Raw genomic sequence first — 23,604 nt, 5'->3', positions numbered from 1 at the left:
CTACCACCAAGACCATCCGGTAAAAGTGGAAGCCACAAAAACGGCGGTCATCATCGGACCGAACATGGTGACGAGCATCGTCGTCCCCCTTCTCCCTGTGGCGACTGCCCCCTCATCCCCCGGGCACGCCGCGCAAATTACCTTATTCGTTGGATAAGGCCTCCAGTTTAACGGGCCACGACACCATCCTGATTACCCCCAACCCGAACCGGGGCCGCACTCGACTCCACAGAGGGCACGAAGTTCCGGAGCGTGGAATTACTAATTCAATTAGTCATTCCAGATGGCTACACAGAGTGACAATAGGTCACAGGCGCGACACTGGGGACCGCCGACGCCCCGGGCGATCCTGCACCCAGGGCCAGCCAACCCCATCAGGCATGACTACCCATCGTGAGCAATCGAAACGGACTCTCACAAGTTCAAGGAAATTCATTCCGACTCGGTCACGACCGAAAACCGATTCGCGGCATCGGGCGTGTCGAACCCCTCAAGAACCACCAACTCGGCACCCGCGTGACCAAAACCCCCCGGACTCACGGGGATGCGTCGCACTCTATTCTGCAAATGCAGACAAATGGCACAGAACGCAACAGAGCACTACAAGCACCCCTGAATACACAAAAGTGGCGAAAGCTGGAATGCCAGCTTTCGCCACCCGCGTCCCGGACGGCCCGCGGCCGCCGACGGCCCGGACCGGTGTCAGGCGGGCGCCCCCGGGGAGTCGGCCCTGGCCTCACGGGCCAGCTGCTCGTTGCGCGCCTCGGCGAGCCGCCCGAGGACCTTGTCCCGCAGGTCCAGCGGGACGGGATCGCAACCGCAGTGCTTGGCGACGAGCTTCTTCACGGCCTCTTCCAGGCCGTACTCGTCCAGGCAGGGGCTGCACCCGTCGAGGTGCGCCCTGACCTCGGGGCAGTCGCTCTCCTCGAGCTCACCGTCAAGGTAGGTGTAGAGCTTCTCCAGCACCTCGCTGCACGGGGTGTCCGTCTCCGACTTGTCGTGGCCGCCGCTCATTGCCGATCTCCTCGATCCGACCCGCTCACCTGTGCTCGGCCCCCCGCCGCCGACCCCGACGCGACGGCCGAGGCCTCCGCCGCCCTGGTCGCGGCGAGGAAGCCGCGGTCCACCGCGTACTCCTCAAGGTGCGAACGCAGCTGGCGCCGCCCTCTGTGCAGCCGGGACATGACCGTCCCGATGGGGGTGCCCATGATCTCGGCGACCTCCTTGTACGCGAAGCCCTCGACGTCCGCGAGGTACACCGCGATCCGGAAGTCCTCGGGAAGCTCCTGGAGGGCGCGCTTGACGTCGCTGTCGGGGAGGTGTTCGAGCGCCTCGGCCTCGGCGGACTTCAGCCCCGCCGCCGTGTGCGAGGCGGCCTGGGCGAGCTGCCAGTCCTCGACGTCCTCGGTCCCGGCCTGCTTCGGCTCCCGCTGCTTCTTGCGGTAGGAGTTGATGAAGGTGTTCGTGAGGATGCGGTACAGCCACGCCTTGAGGTTGGTCCCCTCCTTGAACTGGTGGAAGGAACCGAACGCCTTGGCGAAGGTCTCCTGCACCAGGTCCTCGGCGTCCGAGGGGTTGCGTGTCATGCGCAGCGCCGCCGAGTAGAGCTGGTCGAGGAAGGGAAGCACGTCCCTCTCGAACCGCTCGTCCCGTTCCCCGGCTGTCTCCTGGCTCTGGTCCAAGCCCTTCGGCCTCCTCGCGCTGGTCCCTGGTGGGGTGTCCGTATCCCAACGATACGTTCCCACACCCCCGACCTGCGCGTCGACGCCGCGTGGCGCCAACGCCGTTTCCCTGCGCTCCAGGCACGCACCAGCGGTCGGCATGCTCGTGACCCAACCCCTTCCCTGCTCCCGGGTCCCGTGTCCGGAACCTCGCCTCGGACGGTGCTGGTGACAACAACGGCCTCCACGAGCTGATTCCGTCCTGGGAGCGGGACGGGGTCCCGGATCCGAACTTTGTCGTTTGACCGCGTCGGTGAAGGTGAGGCATGGCAGAGTGCGGGTAGGACTCACTGAAGGATGGGAGAGGAGTGCACGTGCGACCGTCCTCGACTCCAGCCTCCGACCGCCCCCGATCGCCCGCCGCCCAGTTCGCCACCACGGACCGGCTCTCGGACTACTGGCGTTTCTACTGGGCCGTCGCGGAGGCGCAGATCAGCCGGTGGCTGCCCGAGCGGCCCGCCCGGCTCCTCGACCTGTCCAGCCCCGACTTCCAGGGCACACCGCGCGCCGTCGCGGCCGGGCACGACGTCGTCACCCTGCTGCCCTCGGTGGACATGGCCATGCGCCGCCCGCTCACCCTGGTCAACGGACGGGCCGTGGTTCCGCCCCCCACGCCGCGCGGGCGGCTCCGGCACGTGGTCGGTGACTCCGCCTTCCTGCGCGCCTTCAGCCCCGGGTCCTTCGACGGGGTCATCGCGGACAACCGGGTGTTCTCCCGGCAGCTGGCCACCGAGTCGTCGATGTCCGAGGTGGCCCGGGTGCTGCGCCCGGGCGGCCGGGTACTGGTCTGCGTGGACTCCGTGGTCCTGGGCATGGCGCTGCTGGCCGAACAGGACGCCTGGCCGGAGCTGAGCCACGCGCCCAGCGCGGACGTCCTCCTGGTGCCGTGGCCGGACGGTTCGATCACCCGTTGTTTCACCGCCGAGCAGCTGACGGAGATGGTCACCGAGGCCGGGCTCGAACTGGAGTGGATCAAGCCGCGCACGGTGCTGTCGGCGTCCACGGTGGAGATGATGCTGGCCCGCGACCCCCGCTCCATGGGGCGGCTGGTGGAGATGGAGCTGCGCGCCGCCGACTCCGACGACTACGTCGGCGTCCACCTGGTCGCCAGCGCCCACAAGCCCGCCTAGCCAGGGCTGACGCGGCGGGCCCGCCACCCACGGCGGGGTGACGGGCCCGGGGCGAGCGGTTCCTAGTCCGCGAGCGGCAGGTAGACGCGGTTGCCCCCCTCGGCGAACTCGGCGGACTTGTCGGCCATGCCCTTCTCGATCGCCTCGACGGTGTCCAGGCCGTTCTCCTCGGCGTACCTGCGCACGTCCTGGGAGATCTTCATCGAGCAGAACTTGGGCCCGCACATGGAGCAGAAGTGCGCGGTCTTGGCGGGTTCGGCGGGCAGGGTCTCGTCGTGGAAGGCCTGCGCCGTCTCCGGGTCCAGGGACAGGTGGAACTGGTCCTGCCACCGGAACTCGAAGCGCGCCTTGGACAGCTCGTCGTCCCACTCCTGGGCGCGGGGGTGGCCCTTGGCGACGTCGGCGGCGTGGGCGGCGAGCTTGTAGGTGATGACGCCGGTCTTGACGTCGTCGCGGTTGGGCAGCCCCAGGTGCTCCTTGGGGGTCACGTAGCAGAGCATGGCGGTGCCGTGCCAGCCGATCTGCGCGGCGCCGATCGCGGAGGTGATGTGGTCGTAGCCGGGGGCGACGTCCGTGGCCAGGGGGCCGAGCGTGTAGAACGGTGCCTCGCCGCACAGCTCCTCCTCCAGGCGCACGTTCTCCTTGATCTTGTCCATCGGCACGTGGCCGGGCCCCTCGATCATCACCTGCACGTCGTGCGAGCGGGCGATGTGGGTGAGCTCCCCCAGGGTGCGCAGTTCGGCGAACTGGGCGTCGTCGTTGGCGTCCGCGATGGAGCCGGGGCGCAGGCCGTCACCCAGGGAGAAGGTGACGTCGTACCGGCGGAAGATCTCGCAGAGCTCCTCGTAGTGGGTGTAGAGGAAGCTCTCCCTGTGGTGGGCCAGGCACCAGGCGGCCATGATGGAGCCGCCGCGCGAGACGATGCCGGTGACGCGGCGGGCTGCCAGCGGGACGTACCGGAGCAGGACGCCCGCGTGGACGGTCATGTAGTCCACGCCCTGCTCGGCCTGCTCGATGATGGTCTCCCGGTAGATCTCCCAGCTCAGCTTGGTGGGGTCGCCGTTGACCTTCTCCAGGGCCTGGTAGATCGGGACGGTGCCGATGGGCACCGGGGAGTTGCGGACGATGCGTTCGCGGGTCTCGTGGATGCGCCTGCCGGTGGACAGGTCCATCACGGTGTCGGCGCCCCAGCGGGTGGCCCACACCATCTTCTCGACCTCCTCGGGCACCGAGGAGGTGACGGCGGAGTTGCCGATGTTGGCGTTGATCTTCACCAGGAAGTTCTTGCCGATGATGGTGGGTTCGGACTCGGGGTGGTTGCGGTTGACCGGGATGACCGCGCGGCCGATCGCGACCTCGTCGCGGACGAACTCGGGGTCGGCCCCCTCGCGGGCGGCCACGAAGCGCATCTCGGGGGTGATGGTCCCGGCCCTGGCGTGCGCCAGCTGGGTGACGGCGCCGTTGACGGGGTCCGGTGCCCAGGACTCGCGGGTGCGAGGAAGCCCCTGGTGGACGTCGATGTGTGCGGAGTCGTCGGTGTACGGGCCGGAGGTGTCGTACAGATCGAAGTGGCTGCCGTTGCTGAGATCCACCCGGCGGCGCGGGACACGGAGGGTCGTGCCCTCGGGGGTGGTGATCTCCTCGTGGACCTTGCGAGATCCCATGATGGGACCTGTGGTCACCCGGTGCTCGTCGGTGGTGGAAACGTCACGACCGTCGATAGCCGTCATGGCATGCCTCCCTACGTCGGAATTACCCGAACAGGTTCTGCGGTCGGCGACACCCTTGAGTCGCCCTCTCAGCCCGCCATGGCGCGAGCTCCCGCGTTGCGTATTCACATGTGCGCACGTGGAACGTGCCGGAACACCTCGATCACGGTGTCCCGGGCCGGGGGAAGCACTCCCCCGTGGCCTCGCACACCATACACAGGCCGTCCCCGGGCCTGTCCAGCCTCGCCGGGGTCAGAAAAGTGTCTCCGGTTCGCCGCGACCGGAGTCCTCGGCCGGTTCCAGCAGGTGGGGGCCGTTGTTCTTGACGCTGTTGACGTCGGTGGAGACCTCGTCCACCGAGAACCGGTCCACCGGGGAGTCGTCCAGCACGTGGGCCAGCTCCTCGGCGCCGGTGGCGGGGTCGAGCCAGACGGCCCAGTCCTCGCGCGGCACCACGACGGGCATGCGTTCGTGGATGTGGGCGAGTTCGGGGGCGGCCTCGGTGGTGATGACCGCGCAGGTCCACAGCCAGGCGTCGGGGTCGCTCGGGTCGTCGACCTCGGGGTCGCGCCAGCGCTCGAAGATCCCGGCCAGGGCGAGCGGTTCGTCTCCGGAGTAGTGGACGGAGAAGGGCTTCTTGGCGGCCTTGGCCTTGCGCCTCTTGTGCTGGGGGTCAGTGGCGGGAGAGGTGCTGGCCTCGGTGGTGCCGTCCTTGTTGAGCAGCTGCCACTCGTAGTAGGCGTCAGCGGGGAGGAGGCAGCGGCGGTTCCGGTAGGCGGTGCGGAAGGCGGGCCTGTCCGCGACCGTCTCGCTGCGCGCGTTGATCATGCGGTAGCCGACGTTGCGATCCCTGGCGCCGCCCGGCACGAGACCCCAGCGCATCGTGTGCAGGGAGCGCGGTCCCGGTCGTCCGTGGGCGCCCCCCTGGGGAGGCGGGCCGAGCACGGCGTACACCGGGCTGCCCGGCGCGATGTTGTAGTCCGGGTCGAGCTCCTCCAGCGGCGGCCAGGCGCGCGGGTCTCCCGCCGGGCCCAGCGCCTCCTCGGGGAGGGAGAAGGCCATCTGGAGTTGGTGCACGTTCCGGGACTGGGCATAGCGACCGCACATGGGCGAGATCCTATGCGATCCGGCCGCTGGCCCCCGGGGGCGGTCAGCCGGTCCCGGCCTCCTCGGGCGCACGCTCCCCGGGTTCCTCGGCGGTCCGGGACCGCCAGGCGCCGAGCAGCCCGGCCAGGACCGCGACCGCGCCGACCGGGCCCAGGGTCCAGGGCGCCCAGCGGTCGAGCCCCCGCAGCAGCAGCGACCGCACCCGGGCCTGTTCGGCGTATCCGAGGACCTGTCTCTCCACCAGGGTCAGCTCGGCGTCGAGCAGCTCCACCTCGCCGGAGCCGTTCTGCGGCCGCAGGGTCTCCGACCTGCGCTCCTCCAGGTTCACCACGATGCCGGTGACCGGCTCGACCCAGAAGGTCCGTTCCGCCGTGAGCCAGCGGTTCACGCTGACCGTGCCCTCGGCGTCCGGGTCGAACAGCGCCGCCGGGACCTCCCGCGCGGAGTCGGGGACCTGGGTGGCCTCCACGGTCTGGGCGTAGCGGCGCACCGCCACCCCGGCGACCTCGTCGTCCTCCTCGAACTCGACCGAGGGGGCCGCGCGCACCTCGGCGTCGTAGAAGGAGTGGTCGCCCTCGGGGACCCCGGGCGGCCAGTGGAGGACCAGCCCGGCCTGGCGCACCGCGCGGTCGCCGTTGACGTGCTCGCCGCAGCAGTTGACCGCCCGGCCGGTCTCGCGGTCCACGATCACCCGGCGGCTCCAGTGGTCGAGCACGCGGTCCGAGGAGGACGTGTTCACCGTCATCTCCCAGGCCGACCAGTCGGCGCCGTGCGCGGAGGCCTCCACCCGGGTGTCCCGTTCGAGGTCGACGCCCTCCACACGGGTCCAGGTGGCGGTGTCCAGGAAACTGGCGTCGTCGTCCACCAGGAGCAGTCCGAGGGTGGCGTCGGCCGGGTGCGGGGCGACCCGGTCGTGCACGTACAGCGGCAGCAGCAGGGCCAGGGTCAGCAGGAACGCCCCGGCCGCCACCAGGACGGTGCCCTGGGGAAGGCTCCGCCCGGGATCCGCGCCCGTCCGCGTGGAGGTCCTCACCCGCGTACCTCCTCGACGTCGTGACCGGCCTCGGGCAGGCGCGCGGTCCCGTGTTCCGGCCCTGACCCGTTCTCGGGCGGGCCGGTCCGCCGGTGCCCGCCGTCGGAGCCTTCGGCGGCGCCCCCGGCCGAGCCCTCCGGGGGCCCTTCGGGGGGATCGTGTTCGACCCCGCGCTGTCCCAGGGCGAGGACGAGTCGGGCCATCGCGGGCAGGCACAGCGCCTGCGGGACCCAGCCGCGCAGCGCCGTGCCCAGGGTCTCGGTGATGTCGTGGAAGGGCAGGTTCACCACGAGGTGGGTCCCCGAGGCCATGGCCAGTCCGGCCAGGGCCAGCGACACCGTGACCACCCACGGACCGGCCAGGTACGGCAGTGCCCGTCCGCCCAGGGACGGCCTGCCGGGTTTGGCGTGGCGCAGGCGCTTCGGGGCCCGGCGGGCCAGCCACCACAGGGACAGCAGGAGGACGCCGACCACGGCCGCACCCGCCCAGCCCGCGACCCACACCCCGTAGGCCAGGCCCACCGGCAGCACCACCCAGCGGGGCAGCCATCCCGGACCGGCCCCGGGCAGGGCGCGCGCGCCGCGCGGGGGCGCGGCCGTCAGCCGCCTCCCGCCCGGAAGCCAGCGTCGCGGCCACAGCGCCAGCACGACGAGGAGGGCGGCCAGGGCCCCGCCCACCGCCAGCACGCGGTGGTACACGGCGTCGGGGGTGTAGGTGAGGGTGACGGTGCCCGCGCTCCCCTCGGGAAGCGCCCAGGCCTGTTTCCAGCCCTCCAGCCGTACCGGTTCCAGCAGTCCGTCGCCGCCGTCGATCCGGGCCTCCCAACCCTCGTTGAAGTTCTCGTTGACCACCAGGAGGCTGTCCTCGTCGACGTCCACGTCGAAGCGGCGTTCGCCCGGACCCCAGGCGTGCACGGTGTCGACCTCGGCCATGCTGACCTCCGGGGCCCCTCCCGCGGCGCCGGGTCGGTCGCCGGTCTCCACGAGCGCCGAACGCACCTGGTAGCGGTTGCCCGGGTCGACCACGATCCGGTTCTCGCCCTCGGTGAGGTCCAGGTCGGTGCAGGTCTCGTACCGCAACGGGCGCCCGGTGAGCTGGTCCGCGAGCGTGCCGTCGCTGATCCTGGTCTCCACGCGCCGGTCGTTGACGCGCAGGGTCGGGCCCAGTCCGCAGGTGGTGGACGCGTCCCCTTCGGGGAGCGGGTCCACCGCGGGCACGCCGGGGAGGTCGACCGTGCCGATCTCCAGGGCCTGCCCCTCGGGGCGCTCGAAGGCCACGCGCAGGGACGAGGCGGTCAGCTCCGCGAAGTCGACCCGGCCGCTGCCGTCCAGCCACCCCTCGCGGACGGTTCCGCCGCCCTCGACGGTGACCCGGATCGGCCGCATCACGCTGTCGGCCCGGGGGAACTCGACCCTCATGTGGTCGATCGCGGTCGGCTCGCCCAGCTCGACGTCGAGCCAGGGGGCCTTCTCCTCCGGGTCGGGGTACCAGACGGTGGCCTCGTCGTCGTCGAGCGCGCCCCGGCCCATGGCGGCGGGGTGGCTGACGGCGGTGGAGGAGCCGGTCACCCGGGGGTACCCCCCGGCGCGGTTGGCGGCGTTCTCCGCCTCCCGGGGGTCGGTGAGGACCACCTCGCCGGAGATGGCGTGGGATCCGGCCGCCGCCCCCTCGGAGACCTCGAAGGTGCGGTCGAGCCTGCTGGAGTCCTCACCGCTCACCTCCAGCCGGGGGTTGCACACCCACACGTGAGAGCCCTCCATGCAGCCGGGGGCGGTGCCGGTCGACCCGGTGAAGAGGAGGGAGCCGGCGTCGGTGGGTCCGGGCACCCGCAGGGTCCGGGTGGCCTCCAGGCCGGGCAGGGAGATCATGGAGATCCCGACCCGGGTGCCGAAGCGGTACTCCGGTTCCCACGCCAGTTCGTCGATCCGTACCCGGAGTGTGGTGGTGAGCCCCGGCGGCGCGGCCAGTTCCTGGGGCTCGTCGGTGGCGGCCACGGCCACCTCGGTGCGGCCCTCGTCGGTGACGAGGGTGACACGCGAGGGCGGCGGCTCTCCGGACAGCTGCTCGAAGGCCACGCTCAGACCGCTGAGGTCGCGGGGCTCCTCGAACTCGACCTCGATCCACTGGCCGATGGCGCCCGCGAAGGCGCTGGAGCGCCAGGCGGTGCCGAGGTCGGAGTCCAGGGCGGCGTGGGGGGCGTGGCCCGGGTCGCGGTCGCTGGCCCGGGACTCCACCCCGGCCTCGGAGCTGGACGCGGTCACCCCGGCCACCCCCAGGTCCTCGGCGTGGGAGACGTACTCCTCCCAGGCGGGGTCCATGATGTCGGGCGCGGGGACGTCGCGTTCCAGCTCCTGGTCCTCGGTCATGGTGGCCGAGACGTTGCGGCGCACGTCGGAGTAGACGACCTCGCGGCGCCGGACGGTGTCGGTGACGATCGTGTCCTCGGCGGCGACGGCGTCCGCGCCGGGGTCGTCCCCGATCAGGATCGGGCGGTCGTCGTTGACCATGCCCTGTTCGGCCAGGTGGAGGACGGACTCCGGGCCGCCGGTGACCCTGAGCGCGTCGCCGGAGGGCACGGTGCCGACCGTGGGCGCGGCGCCCTCCACCTCGTAGACGGTCAGGGACGGGTACGGCTGGTCGAACCACTGGGAGGCGGACGAGTGGTCGATCGAGCCGATCACCGGTCCGAACTCGGCGGCCTCGCTGATGCCCGGGGAGTTCCGGAGCGACTGGTGGACGCGGGCGGGCCAGCCGCCGTTGTTGCCCACCCGCTGGAGGTCGTTGCGGACGATCAGGTGGGTGACGCCCAGGCGGGCGAAGGTGTCCGCGAGCCCCTCGGAGCCGCGCCCCGAGGAGACCCGCTGGTCGATCTCGTGGTTGATCCGCGAGATGCCGGAGGAGCCCCACGGGATGATCTGGTGGTTGGTCCAGGCACCGGAGAGCAGTGGCTGCATGGGTTCGTCGAGGGGGCGGCCCCACTCGTACTCGCCGCGCGCCGACCCGGGCAGCGCCATGGTCATGCCGCGGTCGTCCCCCTGGTCCTCCAGCCACTCCACGGCCTCGTACCAGTGGTCCGGGATCTCCTCGAACCCGCCCTTGGGGGCGATGCCGACGGTCGCGATGGGGGCGAGCGTGACCAGGAAGACGGCGGCGCTGGCCCCGGCCACGGTACGGCGGACCCGGGCGACGGCGCCGGGGTCGCGGCCGCCGCCACGACGGTCCGCCCAGTCGCGGGCGACCACGACCGGCAGGTGGGCGAGGCCCAGGACGATCGGGAGGCGGATGAGCGCGTCGAACTTGTGGACGTTGCGGAAGGGCGCGAGGGCGCCGTCGAAGAGCTCGCGCATGAGCGGCGCGAAGGGGCCGGTGAGGGCGCCGGTGTGGCCCGCGACGACGATCGCGGTGCCCACCAGCAGGCAGCTGATGAGGAAGAGGCGTTCGGGGGTGCGCCGGTTGATCAGCCCGGCCAGGCCCAGCCCGGCGACCAGCGCGGTGACCGCGACCAGCCAGGGGGTCAGGGAGAGCTCCGCGCCGGAGGGCAGTGCGGTGTTGCCCATGTCGGGCAGGAAGCCCATCCAGTTGGAGGTGCCGCGCAGGGAGTTGAACAGGGACGTGATCCCCGTGGTGACGGCGGCGTCCTCCGTGTAGGGCATGAACGAGTACACGTACCGCGACATGATGAGCAGCGGGACGATGTACCAGAACGACGCCAGGGCGAGCGCGCCCGACCACCACAGGATGAGCCGCCACTTGCGCGGACCGCCCGCCCTGGTCAGCAGGTAGAGGCCGGGGACGACCAGGACGGCCAGCTCGGAGGCGGCGTTGGTGCCGCCGCACATGAGGAAGGCCAGCCCCGAGAGCAGCGCCATGCGCGCGGGCGGATACCCGTGCCGGGCGCCCAGGACGAGCGGCAGCAGGATCCACGGCATGAGCAGCATGGGCTGGAGCTCGGCCGAGTTGTACGAGAGCAGGGTGAGCACGCGCGGGGCGAGCGCGTAGGCCACACCGGCGATGATGCGGGTGTTGACGGTGCCCAGGCCCAGGGCCTCCGCGACCTTGTACACCCCCACGAACGCGGCGATGAGGAGCACGGCCATCCACAGGCGCTGGATGAGCCACTCGGGCATCCCGAGCACCTCGAACAGCAGGTGGAAGGGGCCGTTGGGGAAGAAGTACCCGTAGGCCTGGTTCTGGAGCTGGCCGAAGTACGAGGCGTCCCACAGGTGCAGGGCGCGCTCCATGAACCCCAGGGGGTTGACCGTCAGGTCGATCTTGGTGTCGCTGACGATCCTGCCGGGGTCGATGCTGGCTGCCAGTGCTCCCAGGAGCAGACACACCGCGAGGACCTTGAGCCGCGCCAGCAGCCTCTCGTCCACTCCGCCGGGGGCGGTCGGTGTTCTGGAATCCTCCGGTTCGCGCCTGGCGGTGGATTCCGCCGAAGTCACATCTTCGCTTTCTTGCCTGCTGTGGGGTCGGGGGTGCCGGGGGCGGTGCGGGCGGGGGCGTCCAGACCGAGTTCGGCGGCGACCAGGCGGGTCATACGGGCGCCGCTGGCCTCCCAGGTGAACCGGGACGCCCAGGCGCGGCAGGCCCGCCGGACCTCCTCGGAGCGCCGGGGGTCGGACAGTTCCGCGAGGGCACGGGAGACGACGTCCTCAAGGGTCTGGCCCTCGCGGACGAGCCATCCGGTCTCGCCGTCGCGGACCGAATCGCGAAGTCCGTCCACATCGTAGGCCACGGTGGGCACGCCGAGCCGTGCGGCCTCGATGACGGTGAGGCCCCACCCCTCGAACTCGGAGGCGGTCACGTGCAGGTGGCAAGAGGAGAGCACGGCGTCCTTGTCCTCCTCGGAGAGGAAGCCGTGCAGGTCCACGCGTTCCTGGAGGCCGTCCCGCGCCACCTGTGTCGCGAGGTGTTCGCCCTCGGGGCCGCGGCCGATGATGTGGACGCGCAGGCCGGGGTGGGCGCCGTCGAGCGCGCGCACGAGGTCGACGACGCGGGAGACCCGTTTCTGCACCACGAGGCGGCCGAGGCTGACCAGCGCGGGGGCGCCGTCGGCGGGCGCGGGCGCGGGGACCGCGCCGGTCGGGGCGGCGGGGAGGCCGCCGTTGTGGACGATCTCGATGGGCGCCCGCCAGCCGAGTTTGTCGCGCATGGCGGCGCGCGAGGACTCGGAGACGGTGACGGTGGTGCAGTTCCGGTAGACGCGGGAGGCCACGGCCGACTCCAGGAAGCGCCCCAGCCAGGCCAGCGGTGCCGGGAAGTAGGCGTTGAACTGGAGGTCGTGGACGTGGTGCACGACGCTGACCACCCTGGTGCGGCGGCGCAGGACCAGCCGGGAGAAGAAGGGGATGCCGTTCATGCAGTCGAAGGCGAGGTGGTACTCGCGTCTCCACAGGGCGAGCCAGGCCATGACGCGCGGGTAGACGGTGAACCGGCCTCCCATGCGGCGGATGACGATGCCGTCCTTGGTCTCGACCCGGGCCTGGTGGGGCTCGCGGCTGGTCAGGAAGGTGACGATGGCGCCGCGTTCGGCCAGGTGGCGGCTGATCCGCCAGGCGTACTCCTCGGCGCCGCCCGCGGTGGACTGCCAGGGGTCGCGCCAGTTGATCATGACGATGCGGACGCCGTCGAGGCGGGGGCCGGGGCCGGTCCCGGGGCCGGCGGGTTCGACCGGTGCGGAGGCCGTGGCGGTTTCGGGGGCGACGGCCGGGGAGGGAACGGTGGCCTGGGCGGGGGTGACCGTGGGGCGGCCGGGCTCCACCCGGGCTGGGACCTTCTGGAAGACCACACGCTCTCCTTCCGCGCGGTGCCCGGCGCGGACCCTGGGCGCGCACGCGGAGAACACGCGTGAGCACGCTGAGCGAGCGCTCGGGGGAAGCGTCGAGCGCACGCCGAACGGGCCCGTCGACCGGACGTCATTGGGGATGGGCGGTCACGAGGGGTGCGACCGTGAGGGGGCGGGGCGGGCGCCCCGCTGGCGGCGGGGCGCCCGCCTACCTCGGCAAGAACGGCCGCCTAGCGGTCGCCGTAGTTGTAGAGGGTTTCGTTCACCGGTTCCGCGGTCGCGGTGGACTCGGTGGCGAGGTTGGTGGCCACCACGGTGGCACCCCCCGCCAGAGCCGCGCCGATCACGCAGGCGGCGATTACCTTGATCACTTGGGGATCTCCTTCCGCGCGCCCCGCTCCGTTCTTGGTTGGGGACGCTGGAACCCGAGACTAGAACCTGATCTAGCCATAGACCAGATGATTGCCCCAACTGTAACTAACCCGCTGGTAACTTCCAACCCCGACAAAGGGTCTTTGTCTGCCCTGATGTGCTGGTCATCCACTTCCAGAAGGGTCAGATCGGCACCCTCGACCACCGGGGAAAGGGACTCCGCCCCAGACCAGAACCGGTTATCGACCGGTGCCGACACGACCACGAAGCGGACCCCGAGACCACCCAGGAGCTCCGCCAGGGCGTCGGGGTCGGACAGCCACCGCTCCCCCGGCAGGCCGGTCGCGGGATCGGGGTCGAGCAGCCGCGCGGCCTCCCGGGCGCGGGCGTCCTCGCCGGTCACCACGACCCGACCGCCGCCGGCCGTGCCCACGCTGAGGTCGTCGTTCCAGATCGTGCGCCGGTCGAAGAGCTTCGTCGCCGGGTCGAGCACGACCACGGGTCCGCCGGACCACTCCGGTCCCCGGTAGGCGCTCCAGGGCAGGACCAGCACCGCACCCGGCCGGTCGTCGGCGGCCACCGCCTCCCGGGCCGCCAGCCACTCCCGTGGGTACTCGACCGGCGTCAGCCGTCCTCCCGCGCCCCACAGCAGTCCCGGCAACACCGCCACGGGCGCCAGTACCACCAGCACCGCACCCACCACCCGCCACAGCGGGATCTCGGAACCCCCCGAGGGTTCCCCCGTCCCGGAGGCTCCCGCGCGATCCGCGCGCCCTCCTCCGCCGTCGGGTAGGGCCCGCAGCAGCCACAGCACCACGGCGCCCGCCCCCAGCGCCTGCACGAGCGAGAGCGGCGCCAGGTACAGCTGGCCGTCACGGAGCGGACCGAACCCGGGCCACAGGTCGATCAGCGCGGCCAGGAACTCCCGCCCCGGAGCGGAGACCCCGAGGAGCGCGACTCCGAAACCCACCGCCGCCGACACCGACAGTCCGACGCCCACCGCCGGACGGGCCCGCCGCAGCCACCAGACCCAGCCCGCCAGGGACACCGCGCACACCAGCGCCCGGGCCGTGGCGGTCACCGGTTCCCCGTAGCCGGGCGGCACCGCCCCCGAGTTCCACACCCCGCCCAGCAGGAGCAGCGACCCCAGCGCGCCGAAGGGGGTGTCCGAGCGCGCCGCGAAGGCCTCCACCCCGGCCGGGTCCGTGACGGCGCCGCTGGTCAGGGACGGCAGCAGCCACGGCAGCGACACCAGGACCAGCGCCAGCGCGAACAGGGCCGCGTTCCGCCAGCGGCGGGGCCCGGCCAGCACCTGCGGTCCGGCGGTGAGCGCGCTCAGCACCACCGAGGAGAACCCGCCGATCGCCGCCGGGACCAGCGCGCGGACCACCCCGGCCAGCCCCGCGCCCGGACGGTCCGACGCCAGCCGCGTCACCGCCCACAGCACCCACGGCAGGCCCGCGTAGCCCAACAGCATCGCCCACTGCCCCAGCAGCAGGCGCTCCGCCACGAAGGGGTTCCACACGTAGAGGACCCCGGCGGCGGCCCCGGCCGCCAGCACGCGGCCGTCACCCGGCGACGCTCCGGGCACCAGGCGGACCAGGAGCCGGAAGGCGCCCGCGCCGCCCACCGTGAACACCGCCAGCAGGGCGAGCGCCTGCACCGTGTCCCCGGGGAGCACGAGGGACAGGGCCGCCACCACCGCGTCGCTCGGGATCGCCCTCGGGAAGCCGTCCGCGCCCGCCAGCACCGTGGGCAGCGAGAGCCCGGGGACGAAGAGCATGTCGTACCGCAGCACGTACCCCGGGCCGAGGGCGGGGCCCAGCGCGAGCACCCCGGCGATCAGGCCCACCAGCCAGGGCAGGAGCCCGGCCGTCACCCGCGCGGCGGTCCGCATCAGCGTTCCGAGAGGACGACGCTGTCGGAGTAGCCGCCCTCCACGTAGTCCCGGTGGGCACGGATCGCGATCTCGTAGGGACCGGACACCGACGCCGCCCAGCGCGGCTGCTCACCGACGGAGCCCAGGGTGCGCCAACCGTCACCGGTACCGGGACCCCGCCCGTCCGGGGGCGCGCAGGACTCGCGCGGCTCGGGGGCCGCCGGGACGGACGGTTCGGGGTCGGGGGCGGGTTCGGGTTCGACGCGGGGCGGTTCCGGACGCTGTGTCGGGGTCGGCCCCGGCTCCTCGACCCCCGGCTCGGTGCCTCCGGGGACCTCCTGGTCGTCGGTGGACGGGTTCCCCGGACGGGGCCCGACCAGGTCGCGCGGGGTGGTGGACACACGGCGGGCACGGGAGAGGGACCGCTGGTCCGGGACGCACTCCAGCTGCCGGAGCCACACCTCATAGTGCCCGGCCTCCGCCACGTCCTCCCACGTCACCAGGGTGCCGCCGTCGTGCACCCGGACCCAGGACGGCGCGGGCGGGGGCTCGTCGTCCCACACCAGTTGGAGGGGTTCGGACTCGGTGCCCTCGTCGCGCCCCTTGAACGGGCGCACGACGAACTCGTAGCGGGCACCGCTGAAGAGCGACCCGACCACCACGAACCGGTCGTCCTCGTCGCTCTCGACGTCGGCGGGGATCACCCCGGCGTCGTCGGGGTCCGGTTCCACCCGGCGCTGCACCACGCGGTAGTCGGTGGCCCCCGGCACGTTCTTCCAACTCAGCAGCAGGCCGTCGTCGGTCTCCTCGTACTCCGGCTCCGGCGCGGTCAGCGGACCGGCGGAGAGCTCGGGCAGGGGTCGCGGGAACCCCTCCCCCACCCCCAGCGGCGCGGCCAGCGCGTCCGCGAACGCGGCGGCGATCTTGAGCTCCCCGCGCACGTTGGGGTGGGTGGCGTCCCAGTTGTCGAAGGCGGGCGCGTACTCACGGGCGACCTGCGCGACGACCACGGGCGAGGTGGCGGAGGTGAGCTGACCGGCGAGGTCGACCAGCCCCATGTTGAAGCGGGCGATCTCGTCGTTGACCCGGCGGTCGTCGTCGGTGCCGTCCACCTCGGGGAGCTCGCCCACCACGAAGCGGGCGTCGTCCAGCACGACCCGCACCGTGGAGACGGTCTCGGCCACGCCGTCGAGCGCCTGGTCCGCCCCGCCCCCGGCGAGGATGTCCTCGGTCCCGGCGAGCATCAGCAGGTACTGGGGGTCGTGCTCGACGGCGACCTGCGCGATGTCGGAGGACAGCTCCTGCGCGGTGGCGCCCCAGCGCGCCGCGTGGTCGGTGTCGAAGTCGGGCTCGGCGTAGCTGAGGTCCCCGGGTTCCTCGGAGTCGAGGGAGTACATGTCGTCGCTGGGCCCGACGAAGTCGAACTCCACGTCCTGCCGGGACAGGTGGGACCACAGGTGGTAGCGCCAGGTGTGGTCACCGCTGCTGCCCTGGGTCGCGGCGTCGCCCACCATCATGATGCGCAGTTCGCCGTCGGGCGGGCCGGGCACCGGGACGGGGGCGCCGTCGCCGGTGTCCTGGCCCCCGTCGAGCCCGCCGGACCCGGTCTGGAGGAGCAGCATGGTGACCGCCATGGCCGAGAGCATGACGCCGAGCAGGCCGAGCGGGCCCGGTTCGAACCGGGAGCCGGGGCGGCGCCACACCACGAGGTCGCGCCAGTCGCGGTCACGCCAGTGGTCGGCGGTCAGCCAGTACGGGGCGCGCGGCGACCACCGGTTCCGGCCCGTCTCGGCCGGGACGTGGTGGTCGGCGCCGGGTTCCCGCTCGTCGGGGTCGCGCTGCTCGGGGGTGGCGTCCTCGCCCGGGTCCTGCACCGTGCCCCATCTCTCGCCGCCGCGATAGCTACAGGTTCCTGTTCAGCACCGGAGCAACAATCCCGCTAGTCAGGCAACCAGGGGGCAGTCGCTCGCCAGACAAGACTAGAACTGGTTATATGGATGCCGTCAACCTTCTGGCCCAGCCGGGTCCAGCGGCACCGAGCCGAAAGGCCCCCCACCGTGATCGGACTCCTGGTCGCGCTGCTCTCCGCGCTGGTCTACACGATCGGCCTGACCGTGGAACAGCGCGCGCTGCACGGCTCCGAGTCGATCTCGATCAACCGGCCCCTCCACCTGGCCAGGGTACTGCTGGGTAACCCGAGGTGGGTGTTCGGCTGCGCCTTCGCCGCCCTGGGCAGCGTGGGCCTGATCGTCTCCCTGGGCCTGGCCCCCGTGTCCGTGGCCCAGCCCGCCTTCGCCGCCGGTGTGGCCACCACCCTGCTGATCGTCACGCTGGTGCGGGGCGAGCGGATCACCCGGGGCGAGTACGTGGCGCTCGGGGTCATGCCGGTCGCCCTCGGGCTGCTCAGCCTGTCCACCGTGGACGGCACCGAGACCGGGACCACCGCGAACACCCCGCTGCTGGTGGCCGTCAGCGTGGTCACCGTCGTGGCGTGCGTGGCCGTGATGAGGTTCGTGGGCGGCCGGGGCAGGTACGTGTCGGCGGCCGCCATGGGCGCGGCGGCCGGGCTCGCGCAGGGCAGCGCCGGACTCCAGGGCAAGGGGCTGGGCGGCCTGCTGGCCGACAACGGGTTCCTGGCCGCGATCGTGCCCGCCCTGCTCTCGCCCTTCCCCTACCTGTACGCGTTGGGCTGGGCGGTGGGGATCGTGCTCTTCCAGACCTCGCTCCAGCGCTCCCGGGCCTCCATCACGGCACCGGTGTCGAACGTGGTCGGCAACGTCTTCGTGGTGGTGGTCGGCACGCTGCTCTTCGGTGAGCAGCTGCCCGAGGACCCGCTCACGCTGGCGCTGCGGGTCGGCGGGTTCGCGCTGACCCTGGTCGTGGTGGTCCTGGTGCGCGGCAACGTGGCCCAGGCGGAGGCCGACACCAGCAGGCTGCGCGGGGAGCCGACCCCCAACGGAACGGAAAGGCCCGGACGGAGCTGACCCCGCCCGGACCACCGGCGTTCCCTAGGCGGCGACGGAGACGGCCTGGCGCAGACCCGGGGCGGCCACGTCGGCCCAGGCGCGCACGACGCTCTCGGGGCTGTGGGTCTCGTCCGAGGCCAGGATGAGGCCCGGCTCGGCCACCCAGGCGCCCAGGTCGGCCAGGAGGATGCGCAGGTCCTCCTCGATGCCGTGGCTGTTGCGCAGGTCGTCGACGACGGCCAGCGGCACCGCGACGGTGTGGCCCAGGCCGAGTTCGGGCAGCCGGTCCAGGAAGACCTTGAGCAGCCCCGTGTAGGTGCCGTGGACCTGGGGGGAGGCCACCAGGAGCACGTCGCTCCGGCTCACCCGCTCCAGGGCCTCGGTCACCGAGTCGGCGGACTCGGCCAGCAGGTCCTGGCCGATCGCGGCCAGGTCGATGATCTCGGGCGTCGAGGTGACCCCGGCGCGGGTGGCGACCTCGGCGGCGGCGCGCAGCGCGGCGGTGTGCACGGAGGAGTGGGTCTGGGGGGCGGCGACGAGCACAGTGAAGCGAGTCATGGCGGAGAACTCCTGGGTTCGGTCAGAGCGAGCCGGGATCGACCGGAAGGAACGCGGGGGGCGGTGATCGGAAGACACCGGAGGGGAACCGCTGTTCCTCGTGGACCTCGACCGAGCGGGACCTCGTCGTCCGGGACTCGTGTGCGGTGGTCCAGTCGGGGGTGCTCACACGGACCGGGAGAGATGGTCCGGGACCCAGGTGGGAGTCATGAGCGTCCGGTGTCTGCGTAAGGCACGGGGGCACGGTCAGAACCGTGGCGGGGCGGGGCCCCGCAAGGCGCTAGCTACGACAGAGCGCGCTCGCCTGCTGTCTCAAGTCGACATGCAGGCGCTGGACAAGCAGCTCACCGGCGGACATGTCTCCATCATGAGGCGCGTCGGCCGCTATCGTCAATGCGTGCCGCCACCCCTCCTTCGGGGGTGTCGGGCTCCGCGTGGGCCGGTCCACCTCGCGGACAACCGTCCCAGGGAGCGGGATCACCCTGCTCCGCTGGGGATACGCGACGGCCCGGAGGGTGCGCACGACCCCCGGCGAACCGCCCGTTCACGGAAATGTAATTTACGACACACGACGCCCGACTCCCCGCCCCACGGCGGTACCCCCCAGACACAGGGAAGGCCCAGACATGGCCCAGACACCCCTCACCCTCACCGGCGCGCGCGCCATCACGGCCGACGGCACCCACGAAGGCTGGATCCGGATCGAGAACGGCCGGGTCAGCGAGCTCGGCACGGGCGACCCCGGCCCCGGAGAACGGCACGACGTCGGCGGACGACTGGTCGCGCCGGGGCTGGTCGACACCCACATCCACGGCGGGGCGGGGCACGCGTTCCCCGAGGCCGACCCGGAGGGCGTGCGGGAGATCGTCGCCTTCAACCGCAGGTCCGGGGTGACCTCCCTGGTCGGCGGGCTGGTCGCGGCCACCCCCGAGAACACGCTGCGCCAGGTCTCCGCGCTGGCGGAACTGTGCGACGCGGGGGAACTGGCCGGGATCTACCTGGAGGGCCCCTTCATCGCGCGCTCCAAGTGCGGGGCGCACGACCCCGAACTGCTGCGCGACCCCGACACCAAGGAGTTCGACGCCTGGATCGACGCGGGCCGCGGCCACGTCCGCATGGTCACGGTGGCGCCCGAGCTGCCCGGCGCGCTGGACCTGATCCGCGCCGCGCGCTCCGTCGGCGTGGTGGCGGCGGTGGGCCACACCGAGGCCAGCTTCGAGCAGACCCTCGCCGCGATCGACGCGGGGGCGACCGTGGCCACGCACGTCTACAACGCGATGCGCCCCCTGAACCACCGCGACCCGGGTCCCATCGCCGCGGTCCTGGGCGACGAGCGGGTGACGGTCGAGCTGATCCTGGACAACGTGCACGTCCACCCGGGCGCGGCCCGGCTGGTGTTCGACGCGGCGGGACCGGAGCGCGTCTCGCTGGTGACCGACGCGATGTCCGCGACCGGTCTGGGCGACGGCGAGTACACCCTGGGCGACCTCCGGGTCCGGGTCCAGGACGGCGAGGCCAGGCTGGTGGAGAACGGCGCGATCGCCTCCAGCACGATCGTCCTCCCCCAGGCGGTCCGGAACACGGTGGCCCTGGGGGTGCCCGAGGCGGACGCGATCCGGTCGGCCTCCTCCGTGCCCGCCACCGCCCTGGGCCTGGCCGACACGGGCCGGATCGAGGTCGGGGGCCACGCCGACCTCCTCGTCCTCGACGACGACCTCGCGGTCTCCTCGGTGATGTACCGTGGCGGCTGGATTTCGGACACTTCGGTGTTCTAACGGCGTGTCGTGAGCACGGTACGGATTAGTAACTTGACCCTGAGCGACAATTACGGACAGGGCGTCGAGGAAAGCACCGTGCCTGACACGAAAGGAACCACCATGGCTCAGTCGAGACAGGCCAACGACCAGCAGCCGACCCGCGTGCCCTCCGAGGAACGCGAACACCTCGGCAAGCTCGCCGGCGAGCTGACCCGCTACGAGGTCCAGGCGGAGGTGGTGGACGAACCCGACCTCTGCCTGCGGGTGCGCAACCCCGCCTCGGTCTACGCGGTCGAGGACGTGATCTGCGAGCGCCGCGAGCACGACTTCGCGTTCATCGCCTCGTTCGGGGTCCACCTGGGCAACAGCGGCAGCGTGTCGCTGACCGCCCACAAGGTGGCGTGGCTCGTCGGGGCCACCAAGGAGTAGGCGACGACCGACGGGGGCGATGCCGACGGGTACCGCCCCCGTCAGGCGTTTCCCGAGGGCTTGGTACCTTCGCCAGAGGTGCCCCCGGACGCAAAGGACCTCCCGTGACCGCCTTCCGCTACGGGCTCGACCCCGTCGACGAGACCTTCTTCGAGACCGCGCCCATGCGCTGGCGGGTGGGTCTGGAGCTCGCGGCCTCCCCCGACGAGGTCTGGGCGGGCCTCACCTCGTCCCGGCCGCTGTCCTGGTGCCGGGCCCTGCCCGAGGTGCTCCACACCTCCGAGGCGCCCTACGGCGTGGGCACCACCCGGGAGGCCAGCGTCCTCGGCACGTACCGGATCCGGGAGGAGTTCTTCCGCTGGGACGAGGCCGAGCGGCGCAAGTCGTTCCACGCCACCGAGGCCACCCTCCCCCTGTTCAGCGCCTTCGCGGAGGACTACCACGTGCTCCCCTTCGACGTCGGCAGCAAGCTCGTGTGGTCGTTCGCCTTCGCCCCCTGGAAGGGCCTGGACAGCGCGGTCCAACTGGGGAGGCCCCTCACCGAGACCCTGCTCGCCTCCCTGGTGAGGGACACCCGAAACCACTTCGGTTCACTGACCGAAGTCCGCTGACCCGCGCGGTCAGCGGTTCCTGATCCTCGCCAACAGCTTGAAGGCGAGCCAGACCACGACGACCATGGCCGCCAGACCCACCGCTCCGCCCACCACCGCGCCCAGCAGGGTCGCCACCCGGTCGGCGGCGTCTCCCTCCCACAGGGTCCTCCCGAGGCTGAACAGCGAGACCACCAGCACCGCCAGGAAGAACCCGGTCACCGCCACGCCCGGCAGGCCCCAGAAGAAGCGCCTCCCCGAGGGTTCGGGGCGCTCCTCCAGCACCGCCTCCGGCCCGACCACGGCCGCCCGCGCCCGCTTGAAGTAGGCGTGGGTCAGGTAGTGCCCGCACGGCTCCCAGCCCTCCGGGGCCAGCCGCCGCGCCATCCGCTCCCGCTCCCCGCGCCCGAGCGCCGACTCCTGTCGGTACTCCCAGGCCTGCGGGGGCTCCTCCCGGTGGCTCACGAACCGGCCCTGCCGGTCCAGCCGGACGATCTCCCAGCCCTGGGCACCCAGCTCGTTCATCCGACCCTGGGCCGCGAAGGAGTCCGCGCCCCACACCAGGGCCTCGGGCCCGGCCTCGACGTCCTCTCCCCCGAGGTCGTCCGCGAACTCCGCGACCGGACCGAACTCCTCCTCCGGGTCCACACCGCTCTCGGCGACGAAGGCCGCGAGGTCGTCGACCGTCTCCCGGACCCGCTCCTCAGCCACGCCGCGGGCCCGCAGCAGGGTCGTCAGCTCTTCCAGGTAGCTCATCCGATGCCGCCCTTCCCCAGTACCTCACGCACCGACGCGTCGAACTCCAGCCAGGCGGCGCCCTGTTCGGCCAGGACCGCGCGGCCCTGGTCGGTCAGTTGGTAGTAGCGCCGTCCCGGCCCCTTCTCCGCCGCGCGGAACTCCGCGACGACGAGGCCCGCCTCCTCCAGCCGGTTCAGCACCGGATACAGGGTCCCGCCCTTGATCCGGCCGAACCCGGCCTCGTCCAGCCGGGCCGCCAGGGCGTAGCCGTAGCTCTCGCCCTCCGTGAGACCGGCCAGGACCAGTAGGTCCAGGACACCCTTCAACCAGCTCGATCGACGATCCATCCGTTCTCCTTCAGACCACGGGGGCGGGGTGCCCGGACCGCTCGGGCCTCGGGGTGAGCAGCAGCGCGCGCAGGTCGACCAGGACGTGCACGAGGATCGGCGCGATCAGGTTGCCGGTGCTCAGGTACAGGTAGGTGAGGGCGAGGCCCAGCAGGCCGACCAACAGCATGTCCCTCACACCCTGGTACAGGTGCGCGAGGGTGAAGACCACCAGGGCCAGGCCCGCGGCCGCGTACAGGGGCAGTCCCAGGGAGACGCCGACCGCGATGAGCAGTCCCCGGAAGATGATCTCCTCGCACACCCCGGCCGTGACCGAGGTACCGACGGCGCACCAGCGTTCACGGGCGGTGCGCGGCAGCATGGGGTCCAGTGTCGGGGAGACCGGCATCGCCTTCCCACGGGCGAGCAGGGTGACCAGCACCGCCGCGATCGCGAAGCCGACCAGCATCCCGGCGACGGTCCCCCAGTCCACGTCCCCGTGCAGCCCCAGGTGGGCCCATGCGACTCCGGGTGAGAGCAGGACGGCCAGGGCCGTGAGCCCCGTCAGCCCCCAGAAGACCGCCATCCCGGTACCGAAGAACCGCAGGTACAGGCCCGGATCACTGTCCCGGTCCCGCTTGAGCACCTCGAACACGCGCTTGCCCCACAGCGGCTCGACCACGAGCAGGTAGGCGAAGACCAGCCCCGCGATGACGAGTGCCGCGGGTGAGAAGACCGGGACGTCGAGCTCGATCGGCATGGGTGCCACCTCCATCGGTTGATCTACCTAGACGGTAAAGCAACCTAGTTAGGATCGCAACCTATGTAGCCATGCGGTGCCCACCGACACGTCCCGGGCATGACGAAGCGCCCCGCGGGGAGGGGCCAGAGGCCCCCGGACCACGGGGCGCTTGGGCGCGAGCACCCGCGACTACACATCAGAGAGGAGACGGGGGAATCCCCCGAAGAAACGACGAAGGCGGCCCTGCTCGCGCGTGAACACGCGAACAGGGCCGCCTTCGAAACAGGTGGAGGTGGCGGGAATCGAACCCGCGTCCTTCAGCATCGAGCCAGGGCTTCTCCGGGTGCAGTCTGTAGTGTCGTTCTACTCGGCCCCAGCGCTTGTACAGACACATCGCTGACGGGCCCAGCCACGAAAATGTCCCGCTCAGGCCCCGTGGCCTGATCTGAGCGGTGAGTCATCTAAATGGTGCCGGATCCCGAGCCGATGACGAGCCCGGGCCGACAGAGTCGCTATCGCTTAGGCAGCGAGAGCGAACTCAGTGCGCTTGGAATTGGCACTTGAATTTACGCGAATGCAGGATTAACGAGGTCACAAACACAACCCTCGACCCGCTTCCCCTGGAACGGCTACCAAAGTCGAAACCGATCACCCCCTGTGAAGTTGTCAAGACCACCTGTCACCCGAGGGTTCCGGGCGGCCGACAAGCGAGTGAACGAGCACTCGCGTGATCGTCACTCTACCTGTTGAACGGTGTGG

19 protein-coding genes and 1 other RNA gene are annotated in these 23,604 nt (G+C 71.8%); 5 read left to right on the top strand and 15 right to left on the bottom strand.

The window, feature by feature from the left end:
* Nucleotides 1-702 precede the first annotated feature (702 nt).
* Together rsrA and AC0VYM_RS05885 are read right to left on the bottom strand one after the other, a co-directional pair.
* Nucleotides 703-1,014 (bottom strand): mycothiol system anti-sigma-R factor, encoded by a 312-nt coding sequence (rsrA, locus tag AC0VYM_RS05890; RefSeq protein ID WP_475459830.1) that lies wholly within the window; start codon nt 1,012-1,014, stop codon nt 703-705.
* Nucleotides 1,011-1,682, bottom strand: coding sequence for a sigma-70 family RNA polymerase sigma factor (locus AC0VYM_RS05885; protein WP_378743229.1), 672 nt, complete (start codon nt 1,680-1,682; stop codon nt 1,011-1,013). The genes rsrA and AC0VYM_RS05885 overlap by 4 nt, the downstream gene beginning before the upstream one ends.
* 347 nt (nt 1,683-2,029) lie before the next feature.
* Between AC0VYM_RS05885 and AC0VYM_RS05880 the strand changes: the two genes are divergently transcribed.
* Entirely contained in the window at nt 2,030-2,851 is an 822-nt protein-coding gene (locus AC0VYM_RS05880; RefSeq protein ID WP_475459827.1) for a class I SAM-dependent methyltransferase, read from the top strand.
* A 62-nt stretch (nt 2,852-2,913) separates the two neighbouring features.
* Here the strand turns inward: AC0VYM_RS05880 and thiC are convergent, their stop codons facing one another.
* The 8 genes from thiC to AC0VYM_RS05840 all read right to left on the bottom strand — a co-directional run bounded on the left by thiC (nt 2,914) and on the right by AC0VYM_RS05840 (nt 16,613).
* Nucleotides 2,914-4,581, bottom strand: coding sequence for a phosphomethylpyrimidine synthase ThiC (thiC, locus tag AC0VYM_RS05875; protein WP_475459824.1), 1,668 nt, complete (start codon nt 4,579-4,581; stop codon nt 2,914-2,916).
* A 231-nt stretch (nt 4,582-4,812) separates the two neighbouring features.
* Nucleotides 4,813-5,667, bottom strand: a complete 855-nt coding sequence (locus tag AC0VYM_RS05870; RefSeq protein ID WP_475459822.1) for an SOS response-associated peptidase — start codon at nt 5,665-5,667, stop codon at nt 4,813-4,815.
* A gap of 43 nt (nt 5,668-5,710) precedes the next feature.
* Nucleotides 5,711-6,700, bottom strand: coding sequence for a cell envelope lipid trafficking protein PgfA (pgfA, locus tag AC0VYM_RS05865; RefSeq protein WP_475459820.1), 990 nt, complete (start codon nt 6,698-6,700; stop codon nt 5,711-5,713).
* Nucleotides 6,697-11,145, bottom strand: coding sequence for an alpha-(1->3)-arabinofuranosyltransferase domain-containing protein (locus AC0VYM_RS05860; protein WP_475459818.1), 4,449 nt, complete (start codon nt 11,143-11,145; stop codon nt 6,697-6,699). The genes pgfA and AC0VYM_RS05860 overlap by 4 nt, the downstream gene beginning before the upstream one ends.
* Nucleotides 11,142-12,491 carry a glycosyltransferase family 4 protein gene (locus tag AC0VYM_RS05855; protein ID WP_475459816.1) on the bottom strand — a complete coding sequence of 450 codons (1,350 nt, stop codon included), beginning with the start codon at nt 12,489-12,491 and terminating at the stop codon, nt 11,142-11,144. Before AC0VYM_RS05855 ends, AC0VYM_RS05860 begins: the two co-directional genes overlap by 4 nt.
* A gap of 227 nt (nt 12,492-12,718) precedes the next feature.
* Nucleotides 12,719-12,859, bottom strand: a complete 141-nt coding sequence (locus AC0VYM_RS05850) for a hypothetical protein (protein ID WP_017542507.1) — start codon at nt 12,857-12,859, stop codon at nt 12,719-12,721.
* Nucleotides 12,856-14,757 (bottom strand): MmpA family trehalose lipid delivery protein, encoded by a 1,902-nt coding sequence (locus tag AC0VYM_RS05845; RefSeq protein ID WP_475459813.1) that lies wholly within the window; start codon nt 14,755-14,757, stop codon nt 12,856-12,858. Before AC0VYM_RS05845 ends, AC0VYM_RS05850 begins: the two co-directional genes overlap by 4 nt.
* The gene (locus AC0VYM_RS05840) at nt 14,757-16,613 is read right to left on the bottom strand and encodes an SGNH/GDSL hydrolase family protein (protein ID WP_475459811.1); all 1,857 of its coding nucleotides are present in this window, start codon (nt 16,611-16,613) and stop codon (nt 14,757-14,759) included. Before AC0VYM_RS05840 ends, AC0VYM_RS05845 begins: the two co-directional genes overlap by 1 nt.
* Nucleotides 16,614-16,796: 183 nt before the next feature.
* Between AC0VYM_RS05840 and AC0VYM_RS05835 the strand changes: the two genes are divergently transcribed.
* Entirely contained in the window at nt 16,797-17,723 is a 927-nt protein-coding gene (locus tag AC0VYM_RS05835; RefSeq protein ID WP_475459808.1) for a hypothetical protein, read from the top strand.
* Nucleotides 17,724-17,747: 24 nt separating this feature from the next.
* On the opposite strand, the gene AC0VYM_RS05830 is transcribed toward AC0VYM_RS05835, so the two are convergent.
* Nucleotides 17,748-18,263 carry an NADPH-dependent FMN reductase gene (locus AC0VYM_RS05830; protein ID WP_475459807.1) on the bottom strand — a complete coding sequence of 172 codons (516 nt, stop codon included), beginning with the start codon at nt 18,261-18,263 and terminating at the stop codon, nt 17,748-17,750.
* 626 nt (nt 18,264-18,889) lie between these two features.
* Between AC0VYM_RS05830 and nagA the strand changes: the two genes are divergently transcribed.
* The 3 genes from nagA to AC0VYM_RS05815 all read left to right on the top strand — a co-directional run bounded on the left by nagA (nt 18,890) and on the right by AC0VYM_RS05815 (nt 21,060).
* Nucleotides 18,890-20,038 carry an N-acetylglucosamine-6-phosphate deacetylase gene (nagA, locus tag AC0VYM_RS05825; RefSeq protein ID WP_475459804.1) on the top strand — a complete coding sequence of 383 codons (1,149 nt, stop codon included), beginning with the start codon at nt 18,890-18,892 and terminating at the stop codon, nt 20,036-20,038.
* Nucleotides 20,039-20,140: 102 nt separating this feature from the next.
* On the top strand, nt 20,141-20,449 hold the full coding sequence (locus AC0VYM_RS05820) for a hypothetical protein (RefSeq protein ID WP_475459802.1): 309 nt from the start codon (nt 20,141-20,143) through the stop codon (nt 20,447-20,449).
* Nucleotides 20,450-20,553: 104 nt separating this feature from the next.
* Nucleotides 20,554-21,060 carry an SRPBCC family protein gene (locus AC0VYM_RS05815; RefSeq protein ID WP_475459799.1) on the top strand — a complete coding sequence of 169 codons (507 nt, stop codon included), beginning with the start codon at nt 20,554-20,556 and terminating at the stop codon, nt 21,058-21,060.
* A gap of 9 nt (nt 21,061-21,069) precedes the next feature.
* Here AC0VYM_RS05815 and AC0VYM_RS05810 read toward each other — a convergent pair whose 3' ends face one another.
* The 4 genes from AC0VYM_RS05810 to ssrA form a co-directional block, all read right to left on the bottom strand.
* Entirely contained in the window at nt 21,070-21,795 is a 726-nt protein-coding gene (locus tag AC0VYM_RS05810; RefSeq protein WP_475459796.1) for a DUF2812 domain-containing protein, read from the bottom strand.
* Entirely contained in the window at nt 21,792-22,124 is a 333-nt protein-coding gene (locus tag AC0VYM_RS05805; RefSeq protein WP_475459794.1) for a PadR family transcriptional regulator, read from the bottom strand. Before AC0VYM_RS05805 ends, AC0VYM_RS05810 begins: the two co-directional genes overlap by 4 nt.
* A gap of 10 nt (nt 22,125-22,134) precedes the next feature.
* Nucleotides 22,135-22,863 (bottom strand): CPBP family intramembrane glutamic endopeptidase, encoded by a 729-nt coding sequence (locus tag AC0VYM_RS05800; RefSeq protein WP_475459791.1) that lies wholly within the window; start codon nt 22,861-22,863, stop codon nt 22,135-22,137.
* A 266-nt stretch (nt 22,864-23,129) separates the two neighbouring features.
* Nucleotides 23,130-23,501: a transfer-messenger RNA gene (gene ssrA, locus AC0VYM_RS05795) on the bottom strand.
* Between the last annotated feature and the right edge of the window lie 103 nt (nt 23,502-23,604).

The sequence above is a fragment of the Nocardiopsis sp. iso_237 genome (genome assembly GCF_056173345.1).
This window is presented reverse-complemented; position numbering and strand designations above follow the sequence as displayed.